Raw genomic sequence first — 26114 nt, forward strand, 5'->3', positions numbered from 1 at the left:
AATTCAATTTAAAAAGTACATCAATTTTTTTTAAAAAGGCATTCTGGCTAGAGCAAGAAGAAAATAATCTAAAAGAACAATCATGAAAAAGATCATTAAAACTGAAAATGCCCCCGCGCCAATAGGTCCTTATAACCAGGCGGTATTAAGCGGAAACATGCTTTACATTTCCGGGCAAATAGCTATAAATCCAAAAACAGGTAATCTGGAAACAGAGGATCTGGCGGAAGAAACAAAATTGGTCATGGAAAATCTTAAAGCTATTCTTGCTGAAGCCGAAATGAGCTTTGAAAATGTGATCAAAACTTCAATTTTCATTAGCGATATGAACAACTTCAGTAAAATAAATGAAGTTTACGGGACTTACTTTAATGCGGAAACTGCTCCTGCCAGGGAAACCGTTGAAGTGGCGAACCTTCCAAAATTCGTGAATGTGGAGATAAGCGCGATTGCTGTAAAAGAATAAAAGACTACGCCTTAATCTAAATCCCTTTTATCAGCAAACCTGCTGTTGCCGGATTTGTTGCCAGGGGCACATCATGAACATCGCATAAGCGCATCAGCATAAAAATATCAGGTTCATGCGGATGTTTGTCCAGCGGGTCCCGAAAGAAAATCACCATATCTATGCGGCCTTCTGCAATACGGGCGGCAATTTGGGCATCGCCACCAAGCGGGCCGGAAAGCAGTTTTTCAACTTTAAAGCCGGCAAGTTCTGTTTTTGCACCAGTGGTACCTGTAGCTACAAGATTAATTTCTTTAGATTGAAGGGTCTCCCGGTGCTCATTAAGAAACTGGACCATTTCTGCTTTTTTCCCGTTATGAGCTATTATGGCTATTGTCTTCATATACTATATGCTAGGTAGATAAAATATCTGAAATTCTTAAAAGGTCTTTATTGACTTTATGTTCGGTTTGCAGGGCTTCCCTGATACCGGTTGCTTTTATTTCGTTATTAATAATGCCTACCATCATATCCCGTTTCCCATCCATTAGCAATTCTACTGCCTTAACACATAACCGGCTTGCCAGCACCCTGTCAAAACACGTAGGCCTGCCCCCTCTCTGGATATGGCCTAAAACAGTAACTTTCGCGTCATAATAAGGAAGGTTTTCCTTTACATACTCGGCGAGCTCAAAGACATTTTTTCCAATTTTATCTCCTTCAGAAACCACGACAATACTGGAAGTTTTGCCTGACCTTCTACTTCTTTCAAGAGAATTCAAGAGCCTTTCCAGCCCCAGGTCTTCTTCAGGAATAAGAATTTCTTCAGCCCCTGCACCAATTCCGCTGTTTAAAGCAATAAAACCGGCATCCCTCCCCATGACTTCCACAAAAAACAAACGGTTATGGGAACTGGCCGTATCCCTTATTTTATCAATTGCCTCCACCACGGTATTTAAAGCGGTATCGTAGCCAATTGTATAATTTGTACCTGCAATATCATTATCTATAGTCCCCGGAACTCCAATACAGGGAACCCCATGCTCCTCACTTAAAGCAAGGCCACCCTTAAAAGTGCCATCACCACCTATAAGGATCATAGCATCTACTTCAGCTTCTTTTAATTTTTCAGCAGCTTTCGCCCTGCCCTCTCTTGTACGGAATTCTTTTGAGCGGGCAGATTGTAGCATGGTGCCACCATAGGTTATGATATTACGTACACTACGTGCGTTTAAAGTAACATAATCTCCTTCTATCATTCCCTGAAAACCACGATAAAACCCAACACATTCTGTGTGATAATAAGCGCATGCCCTTACCACTGCCCTTATGGCGGCATTCATTCCCGGTGCATCTCCGCCGGAAGTCATTACTCCTATTTTCCTGATCTTTTTTGACATAGAAACCTTATCCTTAAATATATTAACCTTTAAGATTGATGTAAATCTAAATACAAATAGGTTTGTGGCAAAATATTCCCGAAAACTTCAAAAAATTAATTTTCAGCATCCACTCTATAAAAGTCATTTTTTTTCCGATAGCGGTAAATTAGTATTCACATTTCTTTAACGCCGTAAAATAAGGATTTCTTAAATTTTTGGTGATCTTCATGTAAGAATTTAAGCGCATAAAGGCATATTTTTAAGATTTATTTAAGTGTAATGCCCTGTAATAGTGTTAGTTAAATGAGCAATTGCGTTATGATGTTTTTATAAAAATCATTTACTTTGAAATAGAAATTAACCATTCTACTTATAATTATGTACTACAAACCAACCCAGGGATTTCTTTATGTTCCCAGCAGACCAAAGCCTACTCTAAAAGGCGCCGCAGAAATAGATTTCGATTACTACTTTTCAGCCCGCTACTTCGAAGAAAATGTACTTCTGGATGTTACTACCAAAATCATTTCTGAATACGAAAAGGTTTATACGCGCATATCTAATCACCTTATAAAAAGGGGAGAGGTAAAAACCTGTGTTAAAGAATGCATACTCACACATCTTCTAAGGATGGGTGTATCCAGAAAAAGAGCTAATTATATTCTTAAGGATTTTAGCCTTAGTCCGAGAAAGATACAATTTCAGTAAACTTATTAAAGCTTAGCTAAATTAGCTGCAGTTTAAGATTTATTAGGTTAGTTACATTTGGGGAGATGTACTAATCAAAAAAGAGGGTAAATTAATTTTTACTCTCTTTTTTATTTTTATAATGCCTAATTTTCCGGAAAGTTTATGTACTCTGGTGCCAGGGATTCTTTTTGTACTTCCTCCTGTTCCACTTTTTCTTCATCCCTGGACAGTTCGCTATCTGCTATTTTTCGCAGTAATTCTTTAAAAGTATCAAAATCCACAGAATAAGATAATCCCACGCCCTGGGTAAAACCTATTTCCTCTCCAATAAACTGTATATTATTTTCCCTGTTGAAAACCTTGGCCCTTAGAGTCCCGTCTTCATTTAGAAGAAAATCTATTTCCACGTTTCCAATAATGAGGGATTCCGTCACACCTCCAATAGGCACTCCCACCTGCCCGTTAATTAATACACGGTCACTAATTTGGGTGCTAAGCGTCAAGCCAAAGCGGTCTACTGTTTGCTGATCTGGGGTGCGGTCTCCCTGCACATAATTTACACCTACCTGGAATTTCCCTTCTTCGTCTGCAAAAATATCGTTTACGATACTGGAAGCCCTTTCCGCAAGTGTACCGGTAATAGCGGTTTGATTAAGCCCGAATTCACTATAAAATGCTCCTTGTGTAACCAGGAACAGCGCCTGAAGTTCTTTACTCGCGCGGTCATCGATCTTATATTCCAGTTCTGACCGTACCACGGAACTTACGTTTGGAAAATCTATATCAAAATTAATATCTGGCTGTACAATCTGCCCCTGAAGGTTAATAACCACTTCTACAGGAATTTTACGATTTATGGTAGGATTTTCCAGCAATACTGAAGGATTAGCATTCAGGTCGTAAACCGCACTCACATCCAGTTCAGCCTGGATTGGGTTACCGTCCCAGTTTATACTTCCTCCAGATTTTACACGGAAAACTTTTTGTACAAGCCCGGCATATTTAAAGTTGTAAACTCCTTCATAAACAATAAAGTCACCCCACATATTAAACTTGCCGTTGGTATTGATCTCCAGCAGCAGGTTACCCGCTCCACGACCGCGCAAGGTACTACCGCTGGTTTTATCTATTACCACTTCCACTTCGGCATCATTGGTAACATCCAGGTCAAAGACCATTTCCAGCCCTTTTACCTCGGGCAGCACGATTTCCTCCCCGGCAAGTTTGGCTGCTTTTTCCTCCGGACTTAAAAAATGTATATAAGAATTGTCTCCCGCAGATTCTGTATCGCTAAGCGGAATTTTGAACACTGTCCCCTCCTCTGTGGTGGCATTAACCTCCATTAAGAGCTTATCTGTTGGGCCTTCTATAGAAGCGTCGCCGCTAATAAAAGCGGTGCCGTAATAAAGGGCATCTTCTTCGGCTTCTGTATCCAGCACCACAAGGCGATCTGTGGTAATGTCCAGGTCCAGGAACCAATCAGTGAAATTTTTATGCGAGATATTACCATTCAGGATTCCACGGGTATTGAATTTGGTATCTGTAAACCTGATATTATTAAAATTAAACTGTTGCCGTGTAAGATCCACTTCAGCCATATCCTGGAAACGGTAATCCACATCCAGGTAGGGAATACTCAATCCTGCATCTTCCAGGACTAATTGTCCGCCAAAATCCGGGTTCTTATAATTTCCCTCCACTCTCGCGGTACCTGTTGCTCGCCCTCTTATGTTGCCAATGGCATCGCCACCAAGTGGGCTAAAAGCGGCCATATTGAGCTCTTCCAGGTCAATATCCAAATCTATAGTAGGAACATTCCCCGCCACATTAATATTTCCCGTGGCGTTTAAAGATTCAACCTGCTGTTTCTTAAGATGGGCATTCACAACGTAATTGGTTAAATCTTGATTTCCTTCTACATCAACTAAAAGGTTTCCCAGCAATATTTCATTTACGTTCAGGGAGTCAATGCTCAGCGAAGTGTTGGGGTAATAAGCGCCATTTTCCTGGAGCAGGTCCAGTTTTCCGTTTATTCTTCCGGAAAGCCCAAGTTTTTGTATATCGGGGGTGATTTTGTTGAGTTCCACATTATCAAACTCCATATTAAAATCTTTATAAGTGGAATCCCTCATAACACCGCTTAACCTTATTTCTTCATTTTCATGGCTCATCACCAGCGAGTCGATAACTAAATTCCTGAAGTTATCCTCAATCACCACCTTATTGCTTTTGTTACCTTCTTCATTGAGATACCATACATTGTTCTTGAATTTTAAATCGGAACGCTGTATACCAACAACAGACTTGTTATCTTCGTTTATAGTATGAAAAAGGTTGATATTAAATACATCTTCATTGTTTTCACCTCCCTGGAATTCAGATCTTATAAAAAGCGTATCGCGCTGGGTAACGTTGATAAAGCTGAATTCTGAAAAATTATAAAGATCGGTCGCAACGCTATCAGCTTCAAAATAAGTATTGTAAATAGGGTTAGTATTATCTACCTGAAGGTTCACCCCCTGGAACATATTCTCAAAAGCTTCAATTTCAGGAGACCTGAAAGTTAATTTAAATTCAGATTCGTCCGATTCCACTCTTCCGCGGACGAAAGTATTTGGCGCCAGGGTTATTTCCGGATAAAAGACTTCAACTATTTTATTATAAATATCAAAATCGAACTCCATGTACTGGTTGGTGGTAATCGTCCTGGGTTCATAATTGGTGTAAATACTTCCCAGGGAATTTTCAAACAACGCCCCTACTTCGCTAAGCTGAAAAACTCCCTGCACCTGCCCGCTTATAACATCTGGCGAGTTAATGGCAATGGTCCTCTCGTTTCCTTCGAAGGAAGAAACTATACTGAAATCATCAAAATAATACAGGTCATTCTGGTTTCTGTAAGAAGTGTTCAGCAAAAGGATATTTCCAAAGGCATCATCTATACTGGTGCCTTTCATATTCATAATCACATCTCCTTTAAAAATCGAAATCGTGTCCCGCGAAATAAAATTAAGCGCATTTAAATCGGCATATCCCACAGATGCTTCAAAGTCGTAGACATTAATATCTTCTGAAACATCCACCAGCCCGTTAAATTCCATCCTAAGGTTTGGATCGTTCGAGACGAGATTTCCATTGAAGACCGGATTTCTTAAATTCCCGATTACCCTGATGTTTTCGTAAGTATAATTGTTATAGTTCAGCTTTGAAATAGCACCACGCAGCTGGGCGTTGATATTTTCCTTTTTGAAGCCACGCCCATCCACATCAAGGTTAAAACTTGTTTTTCCCAGCTTCTGATTATCGAGCAAACGCCCCACATTAAAATTCTTAAAAATAAGCTTGCCTTTATAGTTCGCCGCGCTGGAATTGTCAAAATTCCGCAGCACAAAATCGGCATCGGCAGAGCCCAGCTGAGTGTTTATTAGGATATCAGCAACAAGGGAGTTTGCCGTAAGCACTGCTTCGCCACTCATCCTCAGGCTTCCGAAATCCCTTAAATTTTCAGGAAGATTTCCCCGTAAAGGACCGGGCAAAAGGTTTACCAGGTCGTAATAATTGGAATTAAATTCTTCAAATTCTCCTGAAATTTTAAAATCCTGAGCTTCCTGGGAAAAAGAACCCTGTACTTCCAGGTTACCATATATCGCACTGCGGTCCATTCCTTCCAGCTCCAGGTTTTCCAGGTTAAAATCGTTTAAAGTACCCGTCATACGCGTATTAAAGGTCACAAGTTCCCCACTGCCAAACCCGTCATAAAATACCTGAAGGTCTGTGCTGGAAATGGTGGATTCCCGAAAAAGGGCATTAACCTGTACTTTATTTTCAAAATCTGAGAACTGCTCCCGGGTATAATCAAAATTCAGGTCCCCATTAATTTCAGATTCCGCTGTCTTTAGTAACAAATTTTCCAGTTGCATGTGGCGCGGAGTATAACTAAATTCCGTGTTCATGTCGGTAATGCCAATTCCACGCCGCTCATCGGCCCTTAGAGAGGTTATATCCACCTGGATGAGCTCTCCGTCTACCAGCAGGTCTTCAGCATAAATATTAAGGTCGTCCAGCAACAACACGTTTTCTGTCTCCAGATTTTGATCCCGGTAACTGTAGTGGCTGTTGAGGATTTGCACATCATCTACCCGTAGTTCAAAAGGTGAAGGAGGTTTACCAGTGGGTTCTTTTTTTAATTTTGAAATTAGCAAACTTAGATTGTCCCTGTCTTCCCCTTCATAACGTTTCATCTTAAGCTGAAGGTCTTCTACAACGGTATTTCCAAAATTCGGACTGTTGTTAAACAGGTTTCTAAGACTTAAAATAGATGTGGAAACCTCCCTCGCATAAAGCAGCGTATCCTGGTGATGGTCTTCCACATAAACCCCTTTCACTTTTATATTTCCAAAGTAAGACAGGCTTACACGATCTATATTAATGTTAATATCCTTATTTTTCCGGAGGGATCTTGTGAGTCTCCCGGCAACCGAAGTTTGTACGGCGGGAATGGAAAATACTATCAGCAAGAGTATAAAAAACAAAAGAAGCGCGACCACTACCCTTTTTAATATTTTCCAGAATTTTTTGATACGCTTTTATATTTTAAATTTGTACAAAATTTGCAAGTTCTATGCCTCTTTTATTTTCCTGATGACACAACAAAATATTTATATCCTGGCCATTGAATCTTCCTGTGACGACACGGCTGCGGCTGTACTTTGTAACGGCAAAATACTTTCGAATATTGTCGCTACCCAGGAAGTGCACCAGCAATATGGTGGTGTGGTGCCGGAATTAGCTTCCAGGGCCCACCAGCAAAACATCGTGCCAGTGATTCACCAGGCAATTGTGAAGGCAAATATCGACAAAAAACACTTATCTGCAATCGCTTTTACCCGTGGCCCCGGACTTATGGGTTCCCTTCTTGTGGGAACTTCTTTTGCGAAATCTTTGGCCATGGGCCTGGATATTCCGCTTATTGAAATAAACCATATGCAGGCGCATATCCTGGCGCATTTTATTGAAGAGGAAGGTTTTGAAAAACCTAAGTTCCCTTTCCTGGCCTTAACCATTAGCGGTGGCCACACCCAGATTGTAAAGGTTTCCGATTATTTTAAGATGGAAGTTATCGGGCAAACTACAGATGATGCCGTGGGGGAAGCCTTTGATAAAAGCGCGAAAATTATGGGATTGCCCTACCCCGGAGGCCCCTTGATTGACAAATACGCCCGGGAAGGAAACCCTAAGGCCTTTCAATTTCCAAAGCCGAAAGTAGCAGGGCTTGATTTTAGTTTTAGCGGACTCAAAACCGCGATCCTGTATTTTATTCAGAAGCAAAAAAAGGAAAATCCAGATTTTGTGGAAGAAAACCTGAAAGATATTTGCGCTTCCATACAGTATACGATAATTGCGATTTTAATGGATAAGCTGAAAAAAGCTGTTAAAGAAACAGGTATCCGGCAGGTTGCCATTGGTGGCGGCGTTTCTGCCAACAGCGGAATAAGAAATGCCCTTAAGGAAGCCGAAAAAAAACATGGCTGGAAATGTTTTATTCCCAAATTTGAATATACAACAGATAATGCCGCAATGATTGCAATTGCGGGACATTACAAGTTCCTGAAGAAGGATTTTTCAGATTTTTCCACCACCGCACAGGCGCGTTATAAATTTTAGAATATGCAGTTGTTTTACCATCCCGGCCTGTCAGAATCAGATTCTCAGATTGTTTTTCCAAAGGACGAAAGTAAGCATATCGCGAAGGTCCTGAGGAAAAAAGAAGGAGATGTACTGCAGGTTACCAATGGCGAAGGTTTGTTGTTCAACGTAAAACTGATACAGGCAGGAAACCAGACCATTGCCAAAGTTCTTGACGTGCAGGCTGAAGAACCACCAGGTTACTACCTGCATATGGCCGTGGCCCCAACTAAAATGAATGACCGCTTTGAATGGTTCCTGGAAAAGGCCACGGAAATTGGAGTACATGAAATAACCCCTGTAATTTGTGACCACAGCGAGCGGAAAGTGGTAAAATTAAATCGTTTTGAAAGAGTGCTGCAAAGCGCCATGAAACAATCTTTGCATTACAGGATGCCAAAGCTTAATGAGCCGCAAAATTTTTCGGAGTTTTTAGAAGTGGTGCAGGAAGAAGAAATGTTTATCGCCCATTGTGAAGATGATCAGCAACGTTTCCTGCTGAAAAACAAGATCAAAGCCAAATACCGGGCGGTAATGCTCATTGGTCCGGAAGGCGATTTTTCTCCTGAAGAGATCCGGCTGGCACTAAAAAAAGGATTCCAACCGGTAAGCCTTGGGAACAGCAGGTTAAGGACAGAAACCGCTGCCATAGCCGCCTGCCATACTTTTGCACTGGCAAACCAGGAATAATCTTTTTCTTCGGGTAAAATTTATACTTTTAGGGAATTAATCTCAATAATGAAAAACCTACTCCTGCTTTATCTTTTTGCGATAATTGGATATACCTGCAATGCCCAGCAAATAGCTTTGCTAAAGTACAACGGCGGGGGTGACTGGTATGCCAATCCCACGGCTTTGCCAAACCTCATTAAGTTCAGCAATAAAAATACAGGCACAGCCATAGATCCAAAACCGGGAACTGTCAGCCCCGGAGCCACAGAAATTTTTCAGTATCCTTTTATACATATGACGGGCCATGGGAATGTATTCTTCAATGAGGAAGAGGCCAGGAACCTTAGAAGTTACCTGTTAAGCGGCGGATTTCTTCATATTGATGATAATTACGGGATGAACCAATATCTGCGGAAAGAGTTAAAAAAAGTCTTTCCGGAGAAAGAACTGGAAGAATTGCCTGCCAGTCATCCAATTTTCAGCAGCTACTTCGATTTTCCAAACGGCCTGCCCAAAATTCACGAACACGATAATAAACCGCCACAGGCATACGGAATTTTTGATAACGACCGGCTGGTACTTTTATTTACTTATGAAAGTGATCTTGGCGACGGCTGGGAAAATCCCGAAATTCATCATGATCCGGAAGAAGTGCGGCAAAAAGCTTTGAAAATGGGAGCAAATATCCTAAAATACATTTTTGAAAATTGAAGTCACAGCTTTCCCATTATCAATCCAAATTTAATAAGAAGCAGTTTCCGCTTGTTCTAATTCTGGACAATGTTTCCGGCGAAGCGAATATTGGAAGCATCTTTCGCCTCGCCGATGCTTTTGGGGTTGAAAAAATAATTTTTTGCGGTATTCCGCCAAACCTTAAGAGTAACAGGCTAAAGAAAACTGCCAGGAATACCCATGAATATGTGAAATTTGAAGTTTTTGAAACCACTTTGGAAGCGGCAAAATTTTACCAACAACAAAATTACAGCCTTTTCGCCCTGGAAATTACAGATAAAAGTATTCCGCTGGATTCCGCCGATTTTACAGATACAGCTTCCCTGGCATTAGTGCTTGGAAGTGAATCGCATGGAATACAGGAAGAAGTCCTTTCCCTTTGCAGCATTGTGTTGCATATCAATATGTTTGGCAATAACAGCAGTATGAATGTGGCGCAGGCTGCGGCAATCGCTTTGTACGAAATTACCAAAAGCACCACTATTTATGATTAGAAATAATATATTTACGCCGTGAACGCAAAAGAACTTTCTTACGGAATACTACGTGCAGCCGGGATAATGGTTGGAATTATTATCCTCTTATATTTTCTGTACGAGATACAATCTGTTCTGGTTTATATTGCGGTAGCTGCGGTAATTTCGCTTGTGGGCCGCCCCATAGTCATATTTTTGAAGTATCGGCTGCGGTTACCAAACCAGCTGGCGGTTATTATGGTCTTACTGCTTGTGCTTTCCCTTTTTATCGGTTTAATTTATGTATTTGTCCCTATTGTTATAGAGCAAAGCCAATACCTGGGCAGGATAGACATGGATGCCTTTAGGAGTGACCTTAACGATCTAAACACGCAGATAAACAGTTATCTTGGCGTAGAGGAAATAAATATTATTGAAGGACTCAAGCAAAGTGAATTTGTCAGGAATTTTGACATTACCGCTATTCCAAAATTCCTCAACAATGTTTTCAGCATCCTTGGAGCTACTTTAGTGGCGATATTTTCAATTATTTTCATCTCTTTTTTCCTGCTGAAGGACAGTAAGTTGATGATCAACAGTATCCTGGTATTTGCAAATCATGGAGAAGAGCTTAAATTCCAAAGGGTGTTTAATAAGATAAAAATCCTGCTTTCCAGGTATTTTGTTGGCCTTACCATGCAGGTAACGGTACTTTTTATTCTATATACTATTTTACTGAGCGTTTTTGAAATCAGAAACCCAATAGCGATAGCCTTTATTTGCGCATTTCTAAACCTCGTGCCTTACCTTGGGCCGCTATTTGCCGGAATTTTAATGGCACTTTTTGTAATTTCCAGCAACCTCGGGGCCGACTTTTCCGTGGTGATTTTACCGCGTTTAATCTACGTAATGCTGGGCTACAGCATTTGCCAGTTAATAGACAATTTTATTTCACAACCTATGATCTTTGGGGCGAGCGTGCGTTCTCATCCCTTAGAAATTTTCCTTATTATCCTAATTGCCGGCCTTCTCTTCGGGATTGGAGGAATGGTGGTTGCCGTGCCTTTTTATACGGCATTAAAGGTAATCGCAAAGGAATCCCTGAGCGAATATAAAATCGTAAAAAGGCTTACCAGGGATCTTTAATAGCAGGTATTTTGAACAGGGAAATATTACGTGCAGATGTTCAGGAGTTTATTCGGGATAATCTAAAGGCCGATCTTTCACGATTAATACTGAAAGGCAGCCCCTTTCCTGATGTTTCCATCCAGAAGATTGCCGCACAAATCGCCGGATTAAAAACTGCTGAAAAAAAGCTGCCAACCTGGTTTAAAACTCCCGGAATAATTTTTCCTCCCCGCCTTAACCTGGAACAGACTTCTTCTGAAATTACCGCGGAATATAAAGCTTCTTTGATTTCCGGGAAAACGTTGGTTGATATTACCGGCGGCCTGGGGATCGATACTTTTCATTTTTCGCAAAAAGTAGAAAAAGTTCACAATTTTGAAATCAATAAAAATTTAGCTGAAATAGCCGCTCATAATTTTGCTGTTTTAGGCGCGAATAATATTACTCCACACCCTAAAGACGGTTTGAATTTTCTCAGGAACACTTCTGAAAATTTTGACTGGATTTTTGCAGATCCTGCCCGCCGGGACGAACATGGCGGCAAGGTTTTTAGATTTGTAGATTGCCAGCCTGATATTCCTGCCAACCTTCAACTTCTTTTTGAGCATACTCAAAACATTTTGATAAAAACTTCTCCCCTGCTGGACCTTAGTGCAGGGATTGAGGAACTCCAAAACGTGGCAGAAATTCATATTGTTGCCGTAGAGAATGAGGTAAAAGAACTTTTATGGCTTCTTAAGAAGGATTTCTCTTCGGAAGAAATCAGAATAAAAACCATCAATTTTCAGAAGAAAGGAAAACAGGAATTTGAAACAACACTTTCTTCAAAAAATCAAGATGTGGAATATTCCCTTCCTGAAAAATATCTTTATGAGCCAAACGCCGCCATTATGAAAAGCGGATGTTTTGCCGAATTAGCAGAAGTCACAGCAACCAAAGAACTGCATCCAAATTCCCATCTCTATACTTCCCCGGAAGAAAAAGAATTCCCTGGGCGATGTTTTGAAGTGTCTGATTTATTGGTTTTTAACAAAGCGCAGTTAAAGAAAAGGTTCAATAGAAAAAAAGCCAATATCACCACCAGGAATTTCCCTGAATCTGTTGCTGAAATAAGAAAAAAGTTCAAAATAAAAGAAGGCGGGAAAGATTATTTGTTTTTCACTACTAACCTGAAAGAAGAAAAAATCGTACTCGTTTGCAGGAAACTGTAAATTCGCTCCTCGTGCTTTCTATATCGGCTTCAGTTAACAACAAGTGCCTCGCAATTATGAAGAGGATCTGCCCGACTTAACGTACCGAAAACTGTTTCAGGAAAAAATTACTTTCAGGAAAGTTTGCTGAGTTCAATAATATTATTTTGGCGGTAAGTAATTTCAAAATTCAGGTCCAGGATCCATCTGTAAGAATATTCAGGATCAAGAATAATAACTTTCCTGGCAGATTTCGAGATCATTTCCTTCAGCTCCTTTTCAAAAATATCAGTAGCATAGCGTTCAATTATATAGATCTGGGCGTCTTTTAGTGCAGAAATTTCATCAGTAAAGCTTAGCAATTCATGCCCGTTCCTAAAAGCATTCTTTGATATTCTAAGTTTTGATTCTTCCGTTTCAAAACCTGTAATGCGGTTCTCCGGGTGTTTATAACTTAAGTAAATGGCGAGCATCCCGTAACCGGAATTATAGATTGCCAGGTTTTCTTTATCTTCTATAAATCCTGAAATCCTTAAGAAACGCTCTCTTTCTTCTGAAAATGTTTTCCGCATAAGGCCGTAAACCGATTTAAAGCGGTAATTGTCCAGTACCAGTTTTTTAAAGTATAACTGGTTTTTAAAGGAAACTTTCTTTTCGGGATTGGAAACAAGATTTCTCAGCCGGAAAGGTGCCAATCCTTTTTTTGCCCTTCTATGAAACAGAAAATCGAAAATAAAAGCCTGGAAAACAAAGGCCACAAAAACTGCAGTCAGCACACCAATCGCAGAAACCACGGAAACCGACCTTAATGCAGGATGTTTGGCAAAAACAAGCGCTCCTATTCCCATTAAGGTTGTAAGCACCGAAATTAAAATTGAAGTACGGTAAGTTTTAAGGGCCGGCCTGCCCTCTTCATATTCCTTTAAAGCCCCATTGGTAATAAATATGCTGTAATCCAGCCCAAGGCCAAATATAAAAGTGGAAATTATAATGTTCAGGATATTAAATTCGATACCCAAAACGCTCATGATCCCCAATGAAATCACCCAGGTTATGGCTACAGGTAAAATGGTAAGGATACTAAGCTCGAGATTTTTATAAAAAAGAAGAAGGACCAGGAAAACGGCAAAAATAGAAATGCCAATCAGCTGGTTAAATTCATTTTTAAGGTTACCCAGAAAAGCCTGGCTTATTTCGTTTTTATCTACTACAACAATGCCTTCAATATCTTCCAGTTCTTCTGAAAAATTCAGGGAACTACCTTCAGGAAGATTAACGGTAGTGGTAACCGTGGCAAAATCAGGACTCACCGAAATAAAATCATTAAGATATAAGTTGGCTGTGTTTCTATAATCATCCAGCAAGATTGGGTTGAAATCTTTTTCTAATTGCCGGTAAAACGTATTAAAACTCTCTTCCTTGAATCCAAAATCTTCCGACTGCTCAATTAGGTCTTGTTTTAGCTGCTCTTTTTTGCCTCCGTTCCAAAATTCATCCCAATTGGAGATTTTGGCAGTTTGGGTATTTGTAGAAAGCACCACTCCCCCAATACTGCTGAAATTTTCAATTTTTCCCTCTTCCTGCATTTCTTGCAGCCTGGAATACAGGTTATAATTATGGAGCAGGGCTTCGTCTACATTGCTGCCGTAGCTTACCAAAAAAATAGTCTCTCCAGATCTTCCTGCAATTTCTAAAATTTTCCCTTCGGCATTTTGCACCTCATCCGGCTCATAACTTAGCCGCGAAAGTTCACTGTTAAAATCAACACCGGTAAAAAACAGGAGGCCAAACAGAAAAAGAAAAACTGTTGTTATTACCAGTCCTGTTTTCTTATGAAGGTCCACAGATGCGATCCAATCCAGAAGACGTGGTTTTTCTTTATCCAAAGAGACAGGAAGCTTATACAACAGTGGCACGAAGATGAGCGCAAAAATAGAAGTAGCCACAAAACTTATGGCGCCAAAGATCCCAAGGTCATGCAAAGCCTGGCTATCCACAAAGAGCAGGCATAAAAAAGCTACTGAAGTTGTTAAGCTGCTCATTAAAACCGGGCGGGTAACATCTTTATAGAGCTGGCTTATATTCTTATTATTCCGGTAATGCGTAAGAGTATGCAATGCGTAATCCAGGCTTATTCCCAGAAGAAGCGCTCCTATTCCCAGGGAAACAGTCGAAATTGTTCCCTTAAAAAAATAGAGGAAGACCACGGCCACAAGGGCGCCCAACATACTTGGGAGAAAAATAATAATTGGCGCGGTTATCCTCCTGTAGAAAAAGATAAGCAGCAATAGCAGGAGGGCAACCGCTATAGAAACAGTTATCCAGATATCAGCTTTTATCCTGTTGGCATTCGCCAGGGAATACAGCACTCCACCAAAAATATCGCCTTCTACCTCTTCATATTTTTTATCCAGGGAAGACTGGATTTCCTTTAACTTATTAATAAAGATTTTATTCCTGCTGGTTTCTGAAGCCGGTAAAGTAGGACTTAGGAATAACAGTAAATGCTGCCGGTCTTTTGTGAGTAAAAAATTGTTGTAGAGTTCATATTCATTCCCTACCTGCAATTCCCGAAGTTTGTTTAACCCAAGGTTGGTAACCGAGAGAGGGTCCTTAAAAATAAATTCCTTGGTAACAAGGCCGGTGGGAGAAATAAGGTTGCGGTAATCTTTTCTTAAATACCAGCCAATGCTGTCTTCGGTTATTCGTGAACCTATTTCCTGATAATCTTCCGAATTCAGGAATAACGGCAGATGATCGTAAACAAAATCATATACCTCCAGCACACCTTCTTCAGGCAATTCTCCTTCTATTTCTTCAATATACTGCGGCAGTTCTGCATTAATCGAGTCTATAAACTCTTCAGCATAACGGGTAAGGCGGTCAGGATGTGTTTCTTCGGAAGAAGCCGATATTGTGACGATTATTTTATCTGAAAATTGTGTCTCATCTAAAACCCTACGCAGCACATTGTTACTTTCCCCTGAAGGTATTAACTGCGTAATATCTTCTTCCAGTTTAATTTTGGACGCGAAAAATACCAGGACAGCTGCCAAAACAACAAGAAGAGAAAACCCCGCAATCTTCTTACGTTTAAAGAAATAGTGAATTTTCAGAAAGAAATTATACATCTAGGGCTTTATAACCTGTTTTTGGTTTGTAACCGAAAATAAGAAATAAAACACAATCCATATAAGCAAAGCGGCAAAACCTGCAAGGGTAAAACTTCCCAGAACATAATGCCAAAGCCCCTGAAAAACTTCCGCAGAGCTGTCAAATTTGTCGGGGTCTATTCCCCAGTTAAAGCCTTTTCCCGAAATAAGGGAACCTACCTGGTAACTTCCGTAGACAATAAAGGGGATTAATGGCGGAATGCTGATATTTGAAAACAGGAAAGCAATAACCTTATTCAGCCTGAAAACTGCGGCTAAAAGAAACACCAGCAGGGTGTGCAGGCCCCAAAACGGGGAAATGCCTATAAACACTCCTAAAGCAATGGCTGCAGCTTTTTTATGTGGCGGCTCCTGACTTTTAATAATATCTTCTTTCCAAAACCTTACGAAACCTTTTCTCTTAAAGTCCTGGTATTTGTTGCGCGGATGGATGTAAAAAAAACTTACCAGCACAAACCACATGTATAAAAGGGTAATGCGCGCAATATCCCGAAAAGGCCTGAAATGTGTCACGCGGTTTTCAGCATAAATCACTTTTATAGGGATATTTTTCACCTCTACTTTACGCCATGCTGCTTTTACAATAATTTCAATTTCAAATTCGAATTTTCGGGTAAGCAGCTTCAGTTCATTTACCACTTTAAGCGGGTAAAGCCGGTAGCCGCTTTGGGTATCGTATAACTGGGTACCGGTTACCACCAAATACCAAAAGTTGGAAAATCTATTTCCGGTAGAGCTTTTGCCGGGAATGCCTTCGCGCCCCATGTTGCGATCCCCTACGAGCAGTATTTCGGGATCGCCGGGTTTACGGCTTTCCATTTCCTTTAAAAATACATCAAGGTCGTCAGGATAATGCTGGCCGTCGCTATCTATAGTTATGGCATAAGAATAACCCAATTTTTCAGCAAATTCGAAGCCACGGTTAAGCGCAACACCTTTTCCCCGGTTCTCTTCAAAATGAAGAACTTCCACATTATTGAATTTCTTCAGGATTTGCCTGGTCGCATCCGTAGACCCGTCATTTACCACAACGAGATTACTTGTATAAACCATAAGGTCCTGAAGTACACTGGCGAGCGTCCCCTCATTATTGTAAGTGGGAATTAGGACACAACAATTAAACTTGTCGAACCTGTTCTGGTATATTGGCGAACTACTCAATTAGGTTGGGTTTAAATGCAAAAATATCATTTAATTCCAGATAGCAATATCGTTTGAGAAGTTAAGCAGAATTGTTATTAATTATAAAAAGCATTTATTTTTAAGGCGATACTGCCGTTGTTTTTAGTAATAGCCTTAAGCGTAATAACCTCCTCATTCTCTTCTGTTTCATATTCCATAATCAGCACGTCGTCTATATTTGGATCTACCACAGCCATAAATTTCACATTGGAAGCTTTGGAAAAACGCAGTTTTCTACCCGTTTGCCGCTCCATTTCTTCACGGAACATGTGCATTAACACCACGCCCGGAGTTACAGGACGATCTGGAAAATGCCCTTTATAAAGTTCATGGTTTTTATTGATCCTGATGTGGGTAATAACCTTGCCTTCTTCTTTTTTAGACTGAATTACGGAATAGAAATCCTGTAGCAACATCTTCCTGTATTTTAATTATCCATCTAAAATAAGCAGAATTTTAATGGAAGCATGAAAGAATTTAATTTGAAGAGGAAGAACTCTTTAATTAATGCTGAAAAACGGAATTCTCCAAAGGCTGGTTCATCTGTACATTTCTAAGATAAATCTCTGTGGAATCCCCACCTTCATCTATAAGTTTTACAGACTGGATTAGATACTGATTATTGAAGCGCATCAAAATCTTGCTGAACATTTGCAAAATATCTTCGTCCTTTGGTTTAAGGCTGGCACAAATTTGCTCATTTTCGCGAAAATAGACCACTTCAAAATTCTCGGTTTTTCCCAACAACTTACCATTCATGGTCTCAGAAATCATCGTGATCATCTTACCATATAATTTATTGCCGGATGCCTCTGTTATGCTTTTACTGCCGTCGTCGTTAATGTATAATTTTCCGTCCCTGAAAAGAACGGTATATTGGAAAGGTTCAGAATAATGCCATTTTATAATATCTGGAGAACGAAAGAAAATTTGTCCTTTGCTCCTGGTATCTGCGGTAATCATTTCTATGTGCTTGGTCTGCACAAAATCTGCCTGCAGGGTTTCCAGGTTCTTTGCCTGTGACGCCACTTCCCGCTGAAATTTTTCTTTTTCCGCCTGATTAAGCCGGTTGTCCTGCGCCGACATGTTCAGGACCAGGAAAAAAAATAAGAAATTTAATATTCGCATTATATGAATTAAATTGCCCGCACAAGCTCGATTTTGTGCTCCTCCAGATATATCAATTATTGTTCCAACACGATTTTAAGCTAGAGCTTATTGTATGCAAAGTCCCACACTTTTTTTAATGTTCTTAATGAGTTTTTAACTCCTAACATTCTTCAGTAATAACCATATATCTTAATCTACGGTCACGGTTTTCATTTCAGAAGTGGCGATTAATTTGCCATTTTCATCTTCAGTACGCGCTGTTACCAATGTTACCTTCATAATTTCATTAAGGATCTCTACATAAGTGGTTAGCCTGGCTCCTGCAACAGGCAATTCCAGCACTTCCACAGTTTTTATTGCTCCAATAAACCCTGTTCTTGGTTTATCTAAACCTGCAAGATAATCCCGGTACCCGCGATGCAGCGACATACTTTGCGCCATATGTTCTATAAGCCCGGGTTCTGAAAATAAGCCATTTTCAACTAAAAGGTTGTTTGGCGGAATCGTAAATCCCATTTTACCGGTAAGCGCCGTATATTCATATATACTATCTACCATCACAAAAGGAGGCTTCTGCGGAATCAATTTCAGAATTTGTTCCTTTTCCAGGATGGGTTCTTTAAGTAAATTTTCTGCCATAGATTAAATTTTAGCTGAAGTTGTTTTGGTAATTTTAATTGAACAAGCCTTCTTGCTTTTCAGATTTTCTTCCGGGTTTCAAGATATGATATTAGTAGCTTTCCTGAGGAATTTTTCTCAAATATTGGACATTCCGGGACATCTTGAAGAATCCGGTTCTTACATCAAATCAAAAAAGGAAGTAATTCAAGACTGGAAAATCATAAAAATAATTTTATTTTTCACCAGTTAATTTTCTGAAGTCAAAGTATTTAAAGTCGGCACCCGTTTTTGTGATCTCCTTTTTGGCTGAAAAATGTAAGGAAAGTTTGGAAGGTAAGTAAGTAAAACATACATTTGCATCCGCAAAAACAATTGCAAAGTTCATTACATAACGGAGAGGTGGCAGAGTGGTAATGCAGCAGCCTGCTAAGCTGTCATCCTTTTTGGATGCCCGGGTTCGAATCCCGGTCTCTCCGCAGAAGTTCAAGGTTCCAGATTTAAATTGATTTAGCAAGACTTGAAATCTGAAGTTTTGAATATGAAATAATTAGGATAACTAATTATTTCGGGGTGTAGCGTAGCCCGGTTATCGCGCCTGCTTTGGGAGCAGGAGGCCGCAGGTTCGAATCCTGCCACCCCGACAATTACGGTGTCAATAGACACCAAAATATAGCTAATCTTATGAAAATCAAGGATTTTCATTTTTCTTGAAATCATAAGATTGGCTTTATTATCAAATGAAAGGTTACCTATTCGGTTACCTGATTTATTACCGGAATTTTCACTACATTGGTAATTCAATAGACTTGACTTTCGCAGCGATTTGACTTTCGTAAACAAATCGATTATTCACTTAAAGCGAGAGTTTATGCAAACTTCCAAGACTTTTACCATTCATTTTTGGCTGAGTATGGCCAAAGCGAAAGATGATTTTGCACCCATTTATGCCCGTATCACGGTCGATGGAAAACGTGCCGAAATCAGTTTAAAACGATCTACATCGGTTACCTATTGGGATACCCATTCCAAGAGGTCAACTTTGAGAACTTCTGAGGGCAAAGCCCTCAATGTCTATTTAGACCAAGTGTATTCCGATTTATTGGAATGCCACAAACAGCTTCTGGGCGAATCCAAGTATGTCACCGCCCAAGCTATCAAAGCCCGTTACCTTGGGGAAGATGAACAGCACAAAACGCTTCTTCAACTGGTTTCCTACCACAACAAGAATATGATTTCCATTCTCAAGCCGGGCACGTTGAAAAATTATTTCACTACGGAACGCTACATCAAACGGTATTTAAAGAACAAACTAAAGACCAATGACGTTTTTCTGAAACAACTGTCCTATAAATTCATCATTGACTTTGAACAGTTCCTTCGCAACGGAAAATCCATAAACCGTTCCCAGCCCCTTAAAAATAATGGAGTTATGAAACATTTGGAGCGGTTGAAAAAGATAATGAACCTTGCCCTTCGGTTGGAATGGATCGAAAAAGACCCTTTTGTAAGGTTTTCGCTAAAATTCACAAAACATCAACGGGCATTTCTGTCCCAATCGGAACTTGAAGTTTTGGAATCTGGTCAGCTTTTAAAAGGGATGCACCAAAAAACAAGGGATGTTTTTGTTTTTGCCTGTTATACGGGACTATCCTATATCGATGTGAAATTGCTCTGCGATGATCATATTGTACGTGGAATTGATGGGGATTACTGGATATTCACAAAAAGGGAAAAGAATGATGAAGCGGTAAAAATTCCCCTTTTGGATAAAGCGCTTGCTATCCTGAAAAAATATGATCAAGAACCTAAAGGCAAGCAAGAAAAACTGCTACCGGTTTTTTCCAATCAAAAGATCAATAAATATTTGAAGGAAATAGCGGCAATCCTAAAAATCAATAAAAAGCTCACGTTCCACGCAGCCCGACATACGTTTGCCACTACCGTTACGCTTTCCAATGGTGTGCCCATTGAGACCGTTTCAAAACTACTGGGTCATACCAAGCTTTCCACAACGCAAATCTATGCCCGGGTCATCGAGCAGAAAGTATCTTCGGATATGCGTTCGTTACGCGGTAAATTAAACACCAAGGACAAAGCTGAAACTAGGGTGCATTATCAATAATTCATTTCGGAAAACACCTTTTAGGTTCTAATCCAGTCGACACTCTTATTTTTTCCCGTCTGATCCTTTGCAGATTTTGGTTTTTTATTGAGCCATAAATTTCTACGTTAAGTCATTTTTCATTTCGGTCAGCTGAGGCAACCAAAACCAAACCGGGGGCAAATGTAGCCACCTTCCACCGCTTGGTCAAGGCCAGGCCCTTCGGGATGCCGAACATTTTTCTGCGAAAAATAACCGCTCATACCTTGCCACTTCCTCCCTGTGGCTGTTAATGCCCTGTTTTGGTATTGCTCGTTGCCTTACAAGCTGCCAAAACGATTTAAAATAATGTTTAACTCAAAAATTTTAATTATGGCAACAACAGTAAAACAAAACGGAACTGCAAAAAAGGATACTGCATCCGTTAAAAAAGAAGTACAGAAAAAGCTGACCGATGAAGCTATCGGAAAAGCTGCTTCAACAGAAAAAGCGTTAGCATCTAAAAAGGCTACCATCAATTTGGATGATCGGATTCAAAATTTCGAGAAACTGAGAGGATTGGCGACCCAACGGGAACGGTTGACCCAAACCTTGAACGAGTTGACGAAGTTCAACTACAACCAAGGGGATTCAGCCTCGTTCTATATACGGGATTCCCACAATTTGGAGTTTAAAACGACCAATACGAACCTTATCAAATTGGTTACAACACACTTACAGTCCACTTTGGAGGAACGAAAGTCCGAGATTGAAGAACAGATTGTAGAGTTTGAGCTCTAGAATAACTTCAAATCCTTTAAACAGGAAGCCTACTCCCCAAGAGTAGGTTTTCTTTTGTGATTTTGAATGAAAAATAGAGGTAAATAGTATTCAATCAATATGTGCGCAAAGGTAAACCCGTAAAATACTCACATCAAAAGACTACAGCATAAAACCGCTCCCGCACTCGCTATTTATTCCGTTTCCTTTTGAGCCGAGATTTTATCTTCCGTTTGGTTCCAGCTTAAATATTAATTGTTTAACTAAAATCAAATGTTATGTATTTATCAAATTTACAGCAGGATGAAATCTTCGTTCCATCAGAAATGAAATCCTTGAAAAGCCTGACCCAGATGGAATCCCGAAGGGGACTTGAAAATGCCATAATTTCGAATGGCAAAATTGTCAACGTGGTATCGAACAGCTACGGCCACGTACCGAACGAACTATTCTTTAAGAAAGCAGAGGAAATGTTGACTGATGCAAAACTGAATTATCAGAAACGGACGATCAACAGGAATGATAGGTCTTTCATTACCGACTTTATCATCGACGATAAAAGCCAGTTTTCGGTAAAGAATGAAAAAGACCTGATACTGCCGATGCTGCGGTTTAAGAATTCCTATGATGGGAGCGAAAAAACTTCCGGGCATTTTGGCTTTTACCGACAGGTATGCTCCAATGGACTGCACGTTTCGCAGGCGGAAATCGAGTTTTCCATCAAGCACAGTAAGAACAATACCGACCTGATAATGCCAAGGTTGAGCAATCTCTTTGATAAGTTCTTGGATAATGAATTTTACACCATTACCAAAAAATTCGATAGAATGAGGGAATTTAAAATCATCGACACAAACAAATTTGTCAAGGAAATTCTCGAAAAGACGAAATTGTTCCGGTATGAATGTAGCGATAAGAACAATGATCCTTCAAAGAAATCCCGTGAAGTCCTTGAAATTCTGGATAATGAAGCATTGTTACTTGAGGAAGCTCCCAATTTATGGATAGGCTATAATGCGTTTAACCAGATGCTTCACAATACCTTGAAGAAAAGCTTTTCACAACAAGAACGCTTGGACAAAAAACTGTTCGATGCCGTCTTTGAAATGGCTTAATGCCAACAAAGGTTTATCCAGTACCTTAAACTGGATTTTTTCCTGTTTTCTCGGCAATGCTGTTTATTTAGAAAGTTGGCTTTGCAATCCCACTCAGCCCATTCCCCTGCATTCCGCAGAAAAAGCTGCATTCCGGGAAAAGCGCTTCATTACAAAGGTCTTGGACACAACTCCAAAGCTTCCGATTTCCATTCCACTTGCCCGCTCATTCCCTAGAAAATTCGGGAAGCGGCCAAACTCCATTCCCAATCTACACCTTTGAAGTCAAGTCCGCTTTAAATCCTGCTTCAAGAGGATAATCCGTTTTTATAATCCGGTCAGCACATTGCCGCTCCATTTCGCGAAAAGCTACATTCCGGGCAAAGAGCTTTCCTGCAAAGGTCTTGGACACAACTCTAAAAGATTCCGATTTCCATTACGTTAACCCTGCCTGAAAAACGGCAGGAACACTTCATTCCCAATCTACATCTTTAAAGTTAAGTCCGCCTGATAGGAATTCCATTTATCATTTAGTCCCGCTTCCTATGTTTTTATACTTCACAAAAGGCATTTAGACCTACCCCCGAGCCACCGCTGTCCCAACCGTTTTTTTGTAAGCAAAATACCAACATTTGGAAGTTGAACGGACTGCATAACCGGTCGTGCCTCCCTTTTATAAGTCCTTATCAATTCCAAATATTGAAAATGTATCAGCAACAAAAAAAGGTAACAGCGGACGGCTCTATGGGAAGTAAATCTAAATTGAATATTATGAAATCTTACAAAAACATCAAAAAGGAAGCGGGACTAAAAAAACAAAAAAAGGAAAACGCTCTGGATATAATAAGTAAATCACTTCAAAAAAATATAAACGTAAACTGCCTGAATGGTTCAGGTAGCATTTTAATTAATCTTTAAATATTTTATTATGAGTACTTTAAAAAATCACGTGCAGTTAATCGGAAACGTTGGACAAGAGCCACAGATCACGAACCTTGAAAGCGGTAAGAAAGTAGCCCGTTTTTCACTCGCCACAAACGAGTATTACAAAGGTGCCAAGGGCGAAAAAGTCCAAAATACCGAATGGCACACGATTGTAGCCTGGGGCAAAACTGCCGAAATCATCGAGAAGTATGCCGGAAAGGGCAAGGAAATCGGGGTAACCGGGAAATTGAAATCCCGAAGCTACGAGGACAAGGACGGTATCAAAAGATATGTTACCGAAGTGGAAGCCAACGAAATCCTTTTGTTGGGAACTAAGAACGGCAACAATTCAGCCGACTAATCTAAAATTAAAGAGGGCGTAACCGTCTAAAGATGCGCCCTCTTTTTCATTATCCATTAATTAAAATTAGATAACAATGAAAGCACAAGTTAACGAAATCAAACAGGGATTGCAACATTTTCACGGTTCGGAAACCATATTTCAAATCCCATTATTAAGAATCCGATACACCAACGGACTGAAATATTTGGCGGAAGCTGCCGAATGTTTTTGGCTCATTACGGACGCTTCCGTAATCGCACAAAACCTGATGAACCAAAGCGAATTTATTACTATCGACTTCAAGAGATTGTCCGAGGACAAACAGGATTTTACGGGCTACGAAGCTGAGATAATCTACACGGATGGAAATGATAATATTTTGGAAAAACACGGGTATCGGGCGACTGATTTTCCGCTTGATGAACTACGGTTGTTTTTTGTGAATAATACGCTGATGTTACCGAGCGAATATTAACCCCTTCAAAACCTAAAAATTATGATCTATCTAAATTTTTCAGACTTGAACGGGGATGCCCAAGAACGTCTTTTGGAAAGTTCAAAAAAAGACGTCGAGCAAAAATTTGGCGATGATATTCGGAAGTATTCAAAAAAGCATTGCACCAATTTTGAGGTAATGATTGAGGAAGAAGCACTAAGGAATTTATACAGTTATACCTATGTGTTTAATATCTGAAATTGTCCAAATAGGAACGGAAAGACCTTTGAATTTTCGAGGGCACTGAAAAACTATCTCTTTTGAGGTGATTTTTATTAAAGCGATCAAGTCAAAAAATATATTTTGACTTGATCGCTTTTTTTGTTTTGTGATTTAAGGCGTTGATATTTAAATCAATCTATGACTTAAAATGATCGATATGAACCTTTTCTCCTCTTTTTATGCTTGCTCTTATCGATATCCCGGACTTACCTGTTTAATTTAAGGATTCTCTTGAGGTTTACGGTGAAAATTGCAAGTGCCCCCTGCATCTGCATACTATTGATGCCATAGGCTAGGGCGCGACCGTAACCATGGACATTTTTTAGTTCACTGTTTTTGGCCTCGATCTTATAGCGGTGTTTCGATTTTTCTTTATAATATTCAGTTTCCTGAAATATCATCTGTTCTTGGTGCAGACTTGATTTTATGGAGAGCGAATAGCTTTTGGTCTTGGCCCCTGGCTTATAACAACCATTCTTTAATGGGCATACCTTGCATTTCTCCACATCAAAATAATAGGTATGTACCTGATTGTCCCCGATGTTCTTTTTTCCCTGTCGTGCCTTTCGTATGGCCAGGTGTCCTGCCGGGCACACGAACATGTCGGCATCTTTGTTATAATCGAACCTATCCTCTTCCTTCCTAACGCCTTGTGTTATGGCGGGGTTGAGTTTTGCCACTATCTTTATTTTCTGATCATCTTTGCCCTTGAGCTTAAGGTTTCCCTTTCCGGAATAGGCTGTATCGCCGATTACCGCATCCACCTGAATTCCATTGTCCTGACTTATCTTCAAAAGCACTGGCAACTCCGGGCCATCGCCTTTTTCACCCGATGTGACAACTGCTGCGGTAATGATACGTTCCTCCGTCATGGCCAGGTGGGTCTTGTAACCAAAGAATTTGCTGTCAACTGATTTATGGCCGATTTTAGCATCTGTATCCCTGGAAAGGATATAGTTTTCCCGGGTATCTTCCACAGTCTCCTTCAATAGGTTCAACTTCTCTTTGACTGCGGGGACCGAACTTAATGTTTGGTCTGATTCAATGCACTTCTCCAGTTCCCTGCAATAATCCAATTCTTTGTCCAGCTCCCCGGAAGCATTCTTTTCCGGCATGCGGTCTTTCATGTCCTCGTCTATGGTATAAACCGCTTTGCGAAGCAGCTTTGAACGCTCCCTGAGAACCTCAAGTGCGGAATATGGATTGGATCTGGACAGGGAATGTGTGGCATCAACAATAATGGACCTGGACTTGATGATTCCCTTCTCAATGGCTATGGAGACAGTCTTGCTTATCAACAGGTTCAACAGATCGGTATCCTTCAATCGCAACTTACGGAACTTGGTCAATGAACTGGAATTGATGACCGCATCCTCAGGTGCCATTTCCAGGAAATACTTGAAGGACATATCATATCGGGAACGCTCAACCACATCAACATCTGAAATGGAATAGATCGTTTTCAGTAACAAGTATTTGAACATGCGGATGGGACTTTCTGCTTTTCGTCCATTATTTGAACAATACTTATCTACCAGTTCATCGTAGATAAAGGAAAAATCAATCAATTCATTGATTTTTCTAAGAAGGTTTTCCTTGGGTACGATCAGATCATATAGATCCGAGTACGCACTCAATTGAATTTTTTGTTGCTGTAATAACATACTTAAGTTGTTGTTAACCAGCATTTAAAATACGAAAAAAGGAGCA

The 26114-nt window shown here is 40.1% G+C and carries 24 protein-coding genes and 2 tRNA genes; 17 read left to right on the plus strand and 9 right to left on the minus strand.

What is annotated here, in order from left to right; genetic code table 11:
* The first annotated feature begins 82 nt into the window (after positions 1-82).
* On the plus strand, positions 83-466 hold the full coding sequence (locus tag RM553_RS03375; protein WP_311533572.1) for a RidA family protein: 384 nt from the start codon (positions 83-85) through the stop codon (positions 464-466).
* 16 nt (positions 467-482) lie between these two features.
* Here RM553_RS03375 and RM553_RS03380 read toward each other — a convergent pair whose 3' ends face one another.
* Positions 483-848 carry a methylglyoxal synthase gene (locus RM553_RS03380; protein ID WP_311533573.1) on the minus strand — a complete coding sequence of 122 codons (366 nt, stop codon included), beginning with the start codon at positions 846-848 and terminating at the stop codon, positions 483-485.
* Between the two features lie 10 nt (positions 849-858).
* Complete coding sequence (gene pfkA / locus RM553_RS03385) at positions 859-1845, minus strand: 6-phosphofructokinase (protein WP_311533574.1); 987 nt, start codon at positions 1843-1845, stop codon at positions 859-861.
* 360 nt (positions 1846-2205) lie between these two features.
* On the opposite strand from pfkA, the gene RM553_RS03390 reads away from it, so the two are divergent.
* Positions 2206-2535: a hypothetical protein gene (locus RM553_RS03390; RefSeq protein WP_311533575.1), complete on the plus strand. Its 330-nt coding sequence runs from the start codon at positions 2206-2208 to the stop codon at positions 2533-2535.
* Positions 2536-2660: 125 nt separating this feature from the next.
* Here the strand turns inward: RM553_RS03390 and RM553_RS03395 are convergent, their stop codons facing one another.
* Positions 2661-7034 carry a translocation/assembly module TamB domain-containing protein gene (locus RM553_RS03395; protein WP_311533576.1) on the minus strand — a complete coding sequence of 1458 codons (4374 nt, stop codon included), beginning with the start codon at positions 7032-7034 and terminating at the stop codon, positions 2661-2663.
* Between the two features lie 124 nt (positions 7035-7158).
* Here RM553_RS03395 and tsaD point away from each other — a divergent pair, with 124 nt between their 5' ends.
* From tsaD to RM553_RS03425, 6 genes are read left to right on the plus strand one after another with little or no spacing between them, the layout of a single operon-like run.
* Positions 7159-8181 (plus strand): tRNA (adenosine(37)-N6)-threonylcarbamoyltransferase complex transferase subunit TsaD, encoded by a 1023-nt coding sequence (gene tsaD, locus RM553_RS03400; protein WP_311533577.1) that lies wholly within the window; start codon positions 7159-7161, stop codon positions 8179-8181.
* 3 nt (positions 8182-8184) lie between these two features.
* Positions 8185-8892, plus strand: a complete 708-nt coding sequence (locus tag RM553_RS03405; protein WP_311533578.1) for a 16S rRNA (uracil(1498)-N(3))-methyltransferase — start codon at positions 8185-8187, stop codon at positions 8890-8892.
* Between the two features lie 48 nt (positions 8893-8940).
* On the plus strand, positions 8941-9585 hold the full coding sequence (locus RM553_RS03410) for a DUF4159 domain-containing protein (protein WP_311533579.1): 645 nt from the start codon (positions 8941-8943) through the stop codon (positions 9583-9585).
* Positions 9582-10100 carry a TrmH family RNA methyltransferase gene (locus RM553_RS03415; protein WP_311533580.1) on the plus strand — a complete coding sequence of 173 codons (519 nt, stop codon included), beginning with the start codon at positions 9582-9584 and terminating at the stop codon, positions 10098-10100. The genes RM553_RS03410 and RM553_RS03415 overlap by 4 nt, the downstream gene beginning before the upstream one ends.
* Positions 10101-10118: 18 nt before the next feature.
* Positions 10119-11207: an AI-2E family transporter gene (locus tag RM553_RS03420; RefSeq protein ID WP_311533581.1), complete on the plus strand. Its 1089-nt coding sequence runs from the start codon at positions 10119-10121 to the stop codon at positions 11205-11207.
* A gap of 11 nt (positions 11208-11218) precedes the next feature.
* Positions 11219-12400 (plus strand): class I SAM-dependent methyltransferase, encoded by a 1182-nt coding sequence (locus RM553_RS03425; protein ID WP_311533582.1) that lies wholly within the window; start codon positions 11219-11221, stop codon positions 12398-12400.
* 113 nt (positions 12401-12513) lie between these two features.
* Here RM553_RS03425 and RM553_RS03430 read toward each other — a convergent pair whose 3' ends face one another.
* The 5 genes from RM553_RS03430 to RM553_RS03450 all read right to left on the minus strand — a co-directional run bounded on the left by RM553_RS03430 (position 12514) and on the right by RM553_RS03450 (position 18483).
* Positions 12514-15510 carry an MMPL family transporter gene (locus RM553_RS03430; RefSeq protein ID WP_311533583.1) on the minus strand — a complete coding sequence of 999 codons (2997 nt, stop codon included), beginning with the start codon at positions 15508-15510 and terminating at the stop codon, positions 12514-12516.
* Positions 15511-16713, minus strand: coding sequence for a DUF2062 domain-containing protein (locus RM553_RS03435; protein WP_311533584.1), 1203 nt, complete (start codon positions 16711-16713; stop codon positions 15511-15513).
* A gap of 77 nt (positions 16714-16790) precedes the next feature.
* Entirely contained in the window at positions 16791-17150 is a 360-nt protein-coding gene (locus tag RM553_RS03440; RefSeq protein WP_311533585.1) for an ApeI family dehydratase, read from the minus strand.
* Between the two features lie 88 nt (positions 17151-17238).
* On the minus strand, positions 17239-17862 hold the full coding sequence (gene lolA2, locus RM553_RS03445) for a flexirubin biosynthesis/transport protein LolA2 (protein WP_489752711.1): 624 nt from the start codon (positions 17860-17862) through the stop codon (positions 17239-17241).
* Between the two features lie 171 nt (positions 17863-18033).
* On the minus strand, positions 18034-18483 hold the full coding sequence (locus RM553_RS03450) for a hotdog family protein (RefSeq protein ID WP_311533587.1): 450 nt from the start codon (positions 18481-18483) through the stop codon (positions 18034-18036).
* Between the two features lie 375 nt (positions 18484-18858).
* Between RM553_RS03450 and RM553_RS03455 the strand changes: the two genes are divergently transcribed.
* The 9 genes from RM553_RS03455 to RM553_RS03495 all read left to right on the plus strand — a co-directional run bounded on the left by RM553_RS03455 (position 18859) and on the right by RM553_RS03495 (position 24380).
* Positions 18859-18941 (plus strand) — tRNA-Ser (locus tag RM553_RS03455).
* 90 nt (positions 18942-19031) lie between these two features.
* Positions 19032-19106: transfer RNA gene (locus RM553_RS03460), tRNA-Pro, on the plus strand.
* A 227-nt stretch (positions 19107-19333) separates the two neighbouring features.
* Positions 19334-20587, plus strand: a complete 1254-nt coding sequence (locus tag RM553_RS03465; RefSeq protein WP_236979766.1) for a site-specific integrase — start codon at positions 19334-19336, stop codon at positions 20585-20587.
* 351 nt (positions 20588-20938) lie between these two features.
* On the plus strand, positions 20939-21346 hold the full coding sequence (locus RM553_RS03470) for a hypothetical protein (protein ID WP_236979767.1): 408 nt from the start codon (positions 20939-20941) through the stop codon (positions 21344-21346).
* A 257-nt stretch (positions 21347-21603) separates the two neighbouring features.
* A complete protein-coding gene (locus tag RM553_RS03475; RefSeq protein WP_236979768.1) occupies positions 21604-22440 on the plus strand; it encodes a DUF932 domain-containing protein in 837 nt (278 codons plus the stop codon).
* A gap of 750 nt (positions 22441-23190) precedes the next feature.
* Entirely contained in the window at positions 23191-23337 is a 147-nt protein-coding gene (locus RM553_RS03480) for a hypothetical protein (protein WP_311533588.1), read from the plus strand.
* A 10-nt stretch (positions 23338-23347) separates the two neighbouring features.
* Positions 23348-23704 carry a single-stranded DNA-binding protein gene (locus tag RM553_RS03485; RefSeq protein WP_311533589.1) on the plus strand — a complete coding sequence of 119 codons (357 nt, stop codon included), beginning with the start codon at positions 23348-23350 and terminating at the stop codon, positions 23702-23704.
* 76 nt (positions 23705-23780) lie between these two features.
* A complete protein-coding gene (locus RM553_RS03490) occupies positions 23781-24161 on the plus strand; it encodes a DUF6876 family protein (RefSeq protein ID WP_311533590.1) in 381 nt (126 codons plus the stop codon).
* 21 nt (positions 24162-24182) lie between these two features.
* Positions 24183-24380, plus strand: a complete 198-nt coding sequence (locus RM553_RS03495) for a hypothetical protein (protein ID WP_236979774.1) — start codon at positions 24183-24185, stop codon at positions 24378-24380.
* A 230-nt stretch (positions 24381-24610) separates the two neighbouring features.
* Here RM553_RS03495 and RM553_RS03500 read toward each other — a convergent pair whose 3' ends face one another.
* Positions 24611-26068, minus strand: coding sequence for an IS1182 family transposase (locus RM553_RS03500; protein WP_311533591.1), 1458 nt, complete (start codon positions 26066-26068; stop codon positions 24611-24613).
* Positions 26069-26114 lie beyond the last annotated feature (46 nt).

The sequence above is a fragment of the Autumnicola tepida genome (assembly GCF_031846485.1).
Lineage (GTDB): Bacteria > Bacteroidota > Bacteroidia > Flavobacteriales > Flavobacteriaceae > Autumnicola > Autumnicola tepida.

Excerpts from the sequence above, each read along its gene's own strand:
- RM553_RS03375 (WP_311533572.1), top strand. The coding sequence starts at position 83 with ATGAAAAAGATCATTAAAACTGAAAATGCCCCCGCGCCAATAGGTCCT.
- RM553_RS03380 (WP_311533573.1), bottom strand. The coding sequence starts at position 848 with ATGAAGACAATAGCCATAATAGCTCATAACGGGAAAAAAGCAGAAATG.
- pfkA (WP_311533574.1), bottom strand. The coding sequence starts at position 1,845 with ATGTCAAAAAAGATCAGGAAAATAGGAGTAATGACTTCCGGCGGAGAT.
- RM553_RS03390 (WP_311533575.1), top strand. The coding sequence starts at position 2,206 with ATGTACTACAAACCAACCCAGGGATTTCTTTATGTTCCCAGCAGACCA.
- tsaD (WP_311533577.1), top strand. The coding sequence starts at position 7,159 with ATGACACAACAAAATATTTATATCCTGGCCATTGAATCTTCCTGTGAC.
- RM553_RS03405 (WP_311533578.1), top strand. The coding sequence starts at position 8,185 with ATGCAGTTGTTTTACCATCCCGGCCTGTCAGAATCAGATTCTCAGATT.
- RM553_RS03410 (WP_311533579.1), top strand. The coding sequence starts at position 8,941 with ATGAAAAACCTACTCCTGCTTTATCTTTTTGCGATAATTGGATATACC.
- RM553_RS03430 (WP_311533583.1), bottom strand. The coding sequence starts at position 15,510 with ATGTATAATTTCTTTCTGAAAATTCACTATTTCTTTAAACGTAAGAAG.
- RM553_RS03440 (WP_311533585.1), bottom strand. The coding sequence starts at position 17,150 with ATGTTGCTACAGGATTTCTATTCCGTAATTCAGTCTAAAAAAGAAGAA.
- lolA2 (WP_489752711.1), bottom strand. The coding sequence starts at position 17,862 with ATGCGAATATTAAATTTCTTATTTTTTTTCCTGGTCCTGAACATGTCG.
- RM553_RS03450 (WP_311533587.1), bottom strand. The coding sequence starts at position 18,483 with ATGGCAGAAAATTTACTTAAAGAACCCATCCTGGAAAAGGAACAAATT.
- RM553_RS03465 (WP_236979766.1), top strand. The coding sequence starts at position 19,334 with ATGCAAACTTCCAAGACTTTTACCATTCATTTTTGGCTGAGTATGGCC.
- RM553_RS03470 (WP_236979767.1), top strand. The coding sequence starts at position 20,939 with ATGGCAACAACAGTAAAACAAAACGGAACTGCAAAAAAGGATACTGCA.
- RM553_RS03475 (WP_236979768.1), top strand. The coding sequence starts at position 21,604 with ATGTATTTATCAAATTTACAGCAGGATGAAATCTTCGTTCCATCAGAA.
- RM553_RS03480 (WP_311533588.1), top strand. The coding sequence starts at position 23,191 with ATGAAATCTTACAAAAACATCAAAAAGGAAGCGGGACTAAAAAAACAA.
- RM553_RS03485 (WP_311533589.1), top strand. The coding sequence starts at position 23,348 with ATGAGTACTTTAAAAAATCACGTGCAGTTAATCGGAAACGTTGGACAA.
- RM553_RS03490 (WP_311533590.1), top strand. The coding sequence starts at position 23,781 with ATGAAAGCACAAGTTAACGAAATCAAACAGGGATTGCAACATTTTCAC.
- RM553_RS03495 (WP_236979774.1), top strand. The coding sequence starts at position 24,183 with ATGATCTATCTAAATTTTTCAGACTTGAACGGGGATGCCCAAGAACGT.
- RM553_RS03500 (WP_311533591.1), bottom strand. The coding sequence starts at position 26,068 with ATGTTATTACAGCAACAAAAAATTCAATTGAGTGCGTACTCGGATCTA.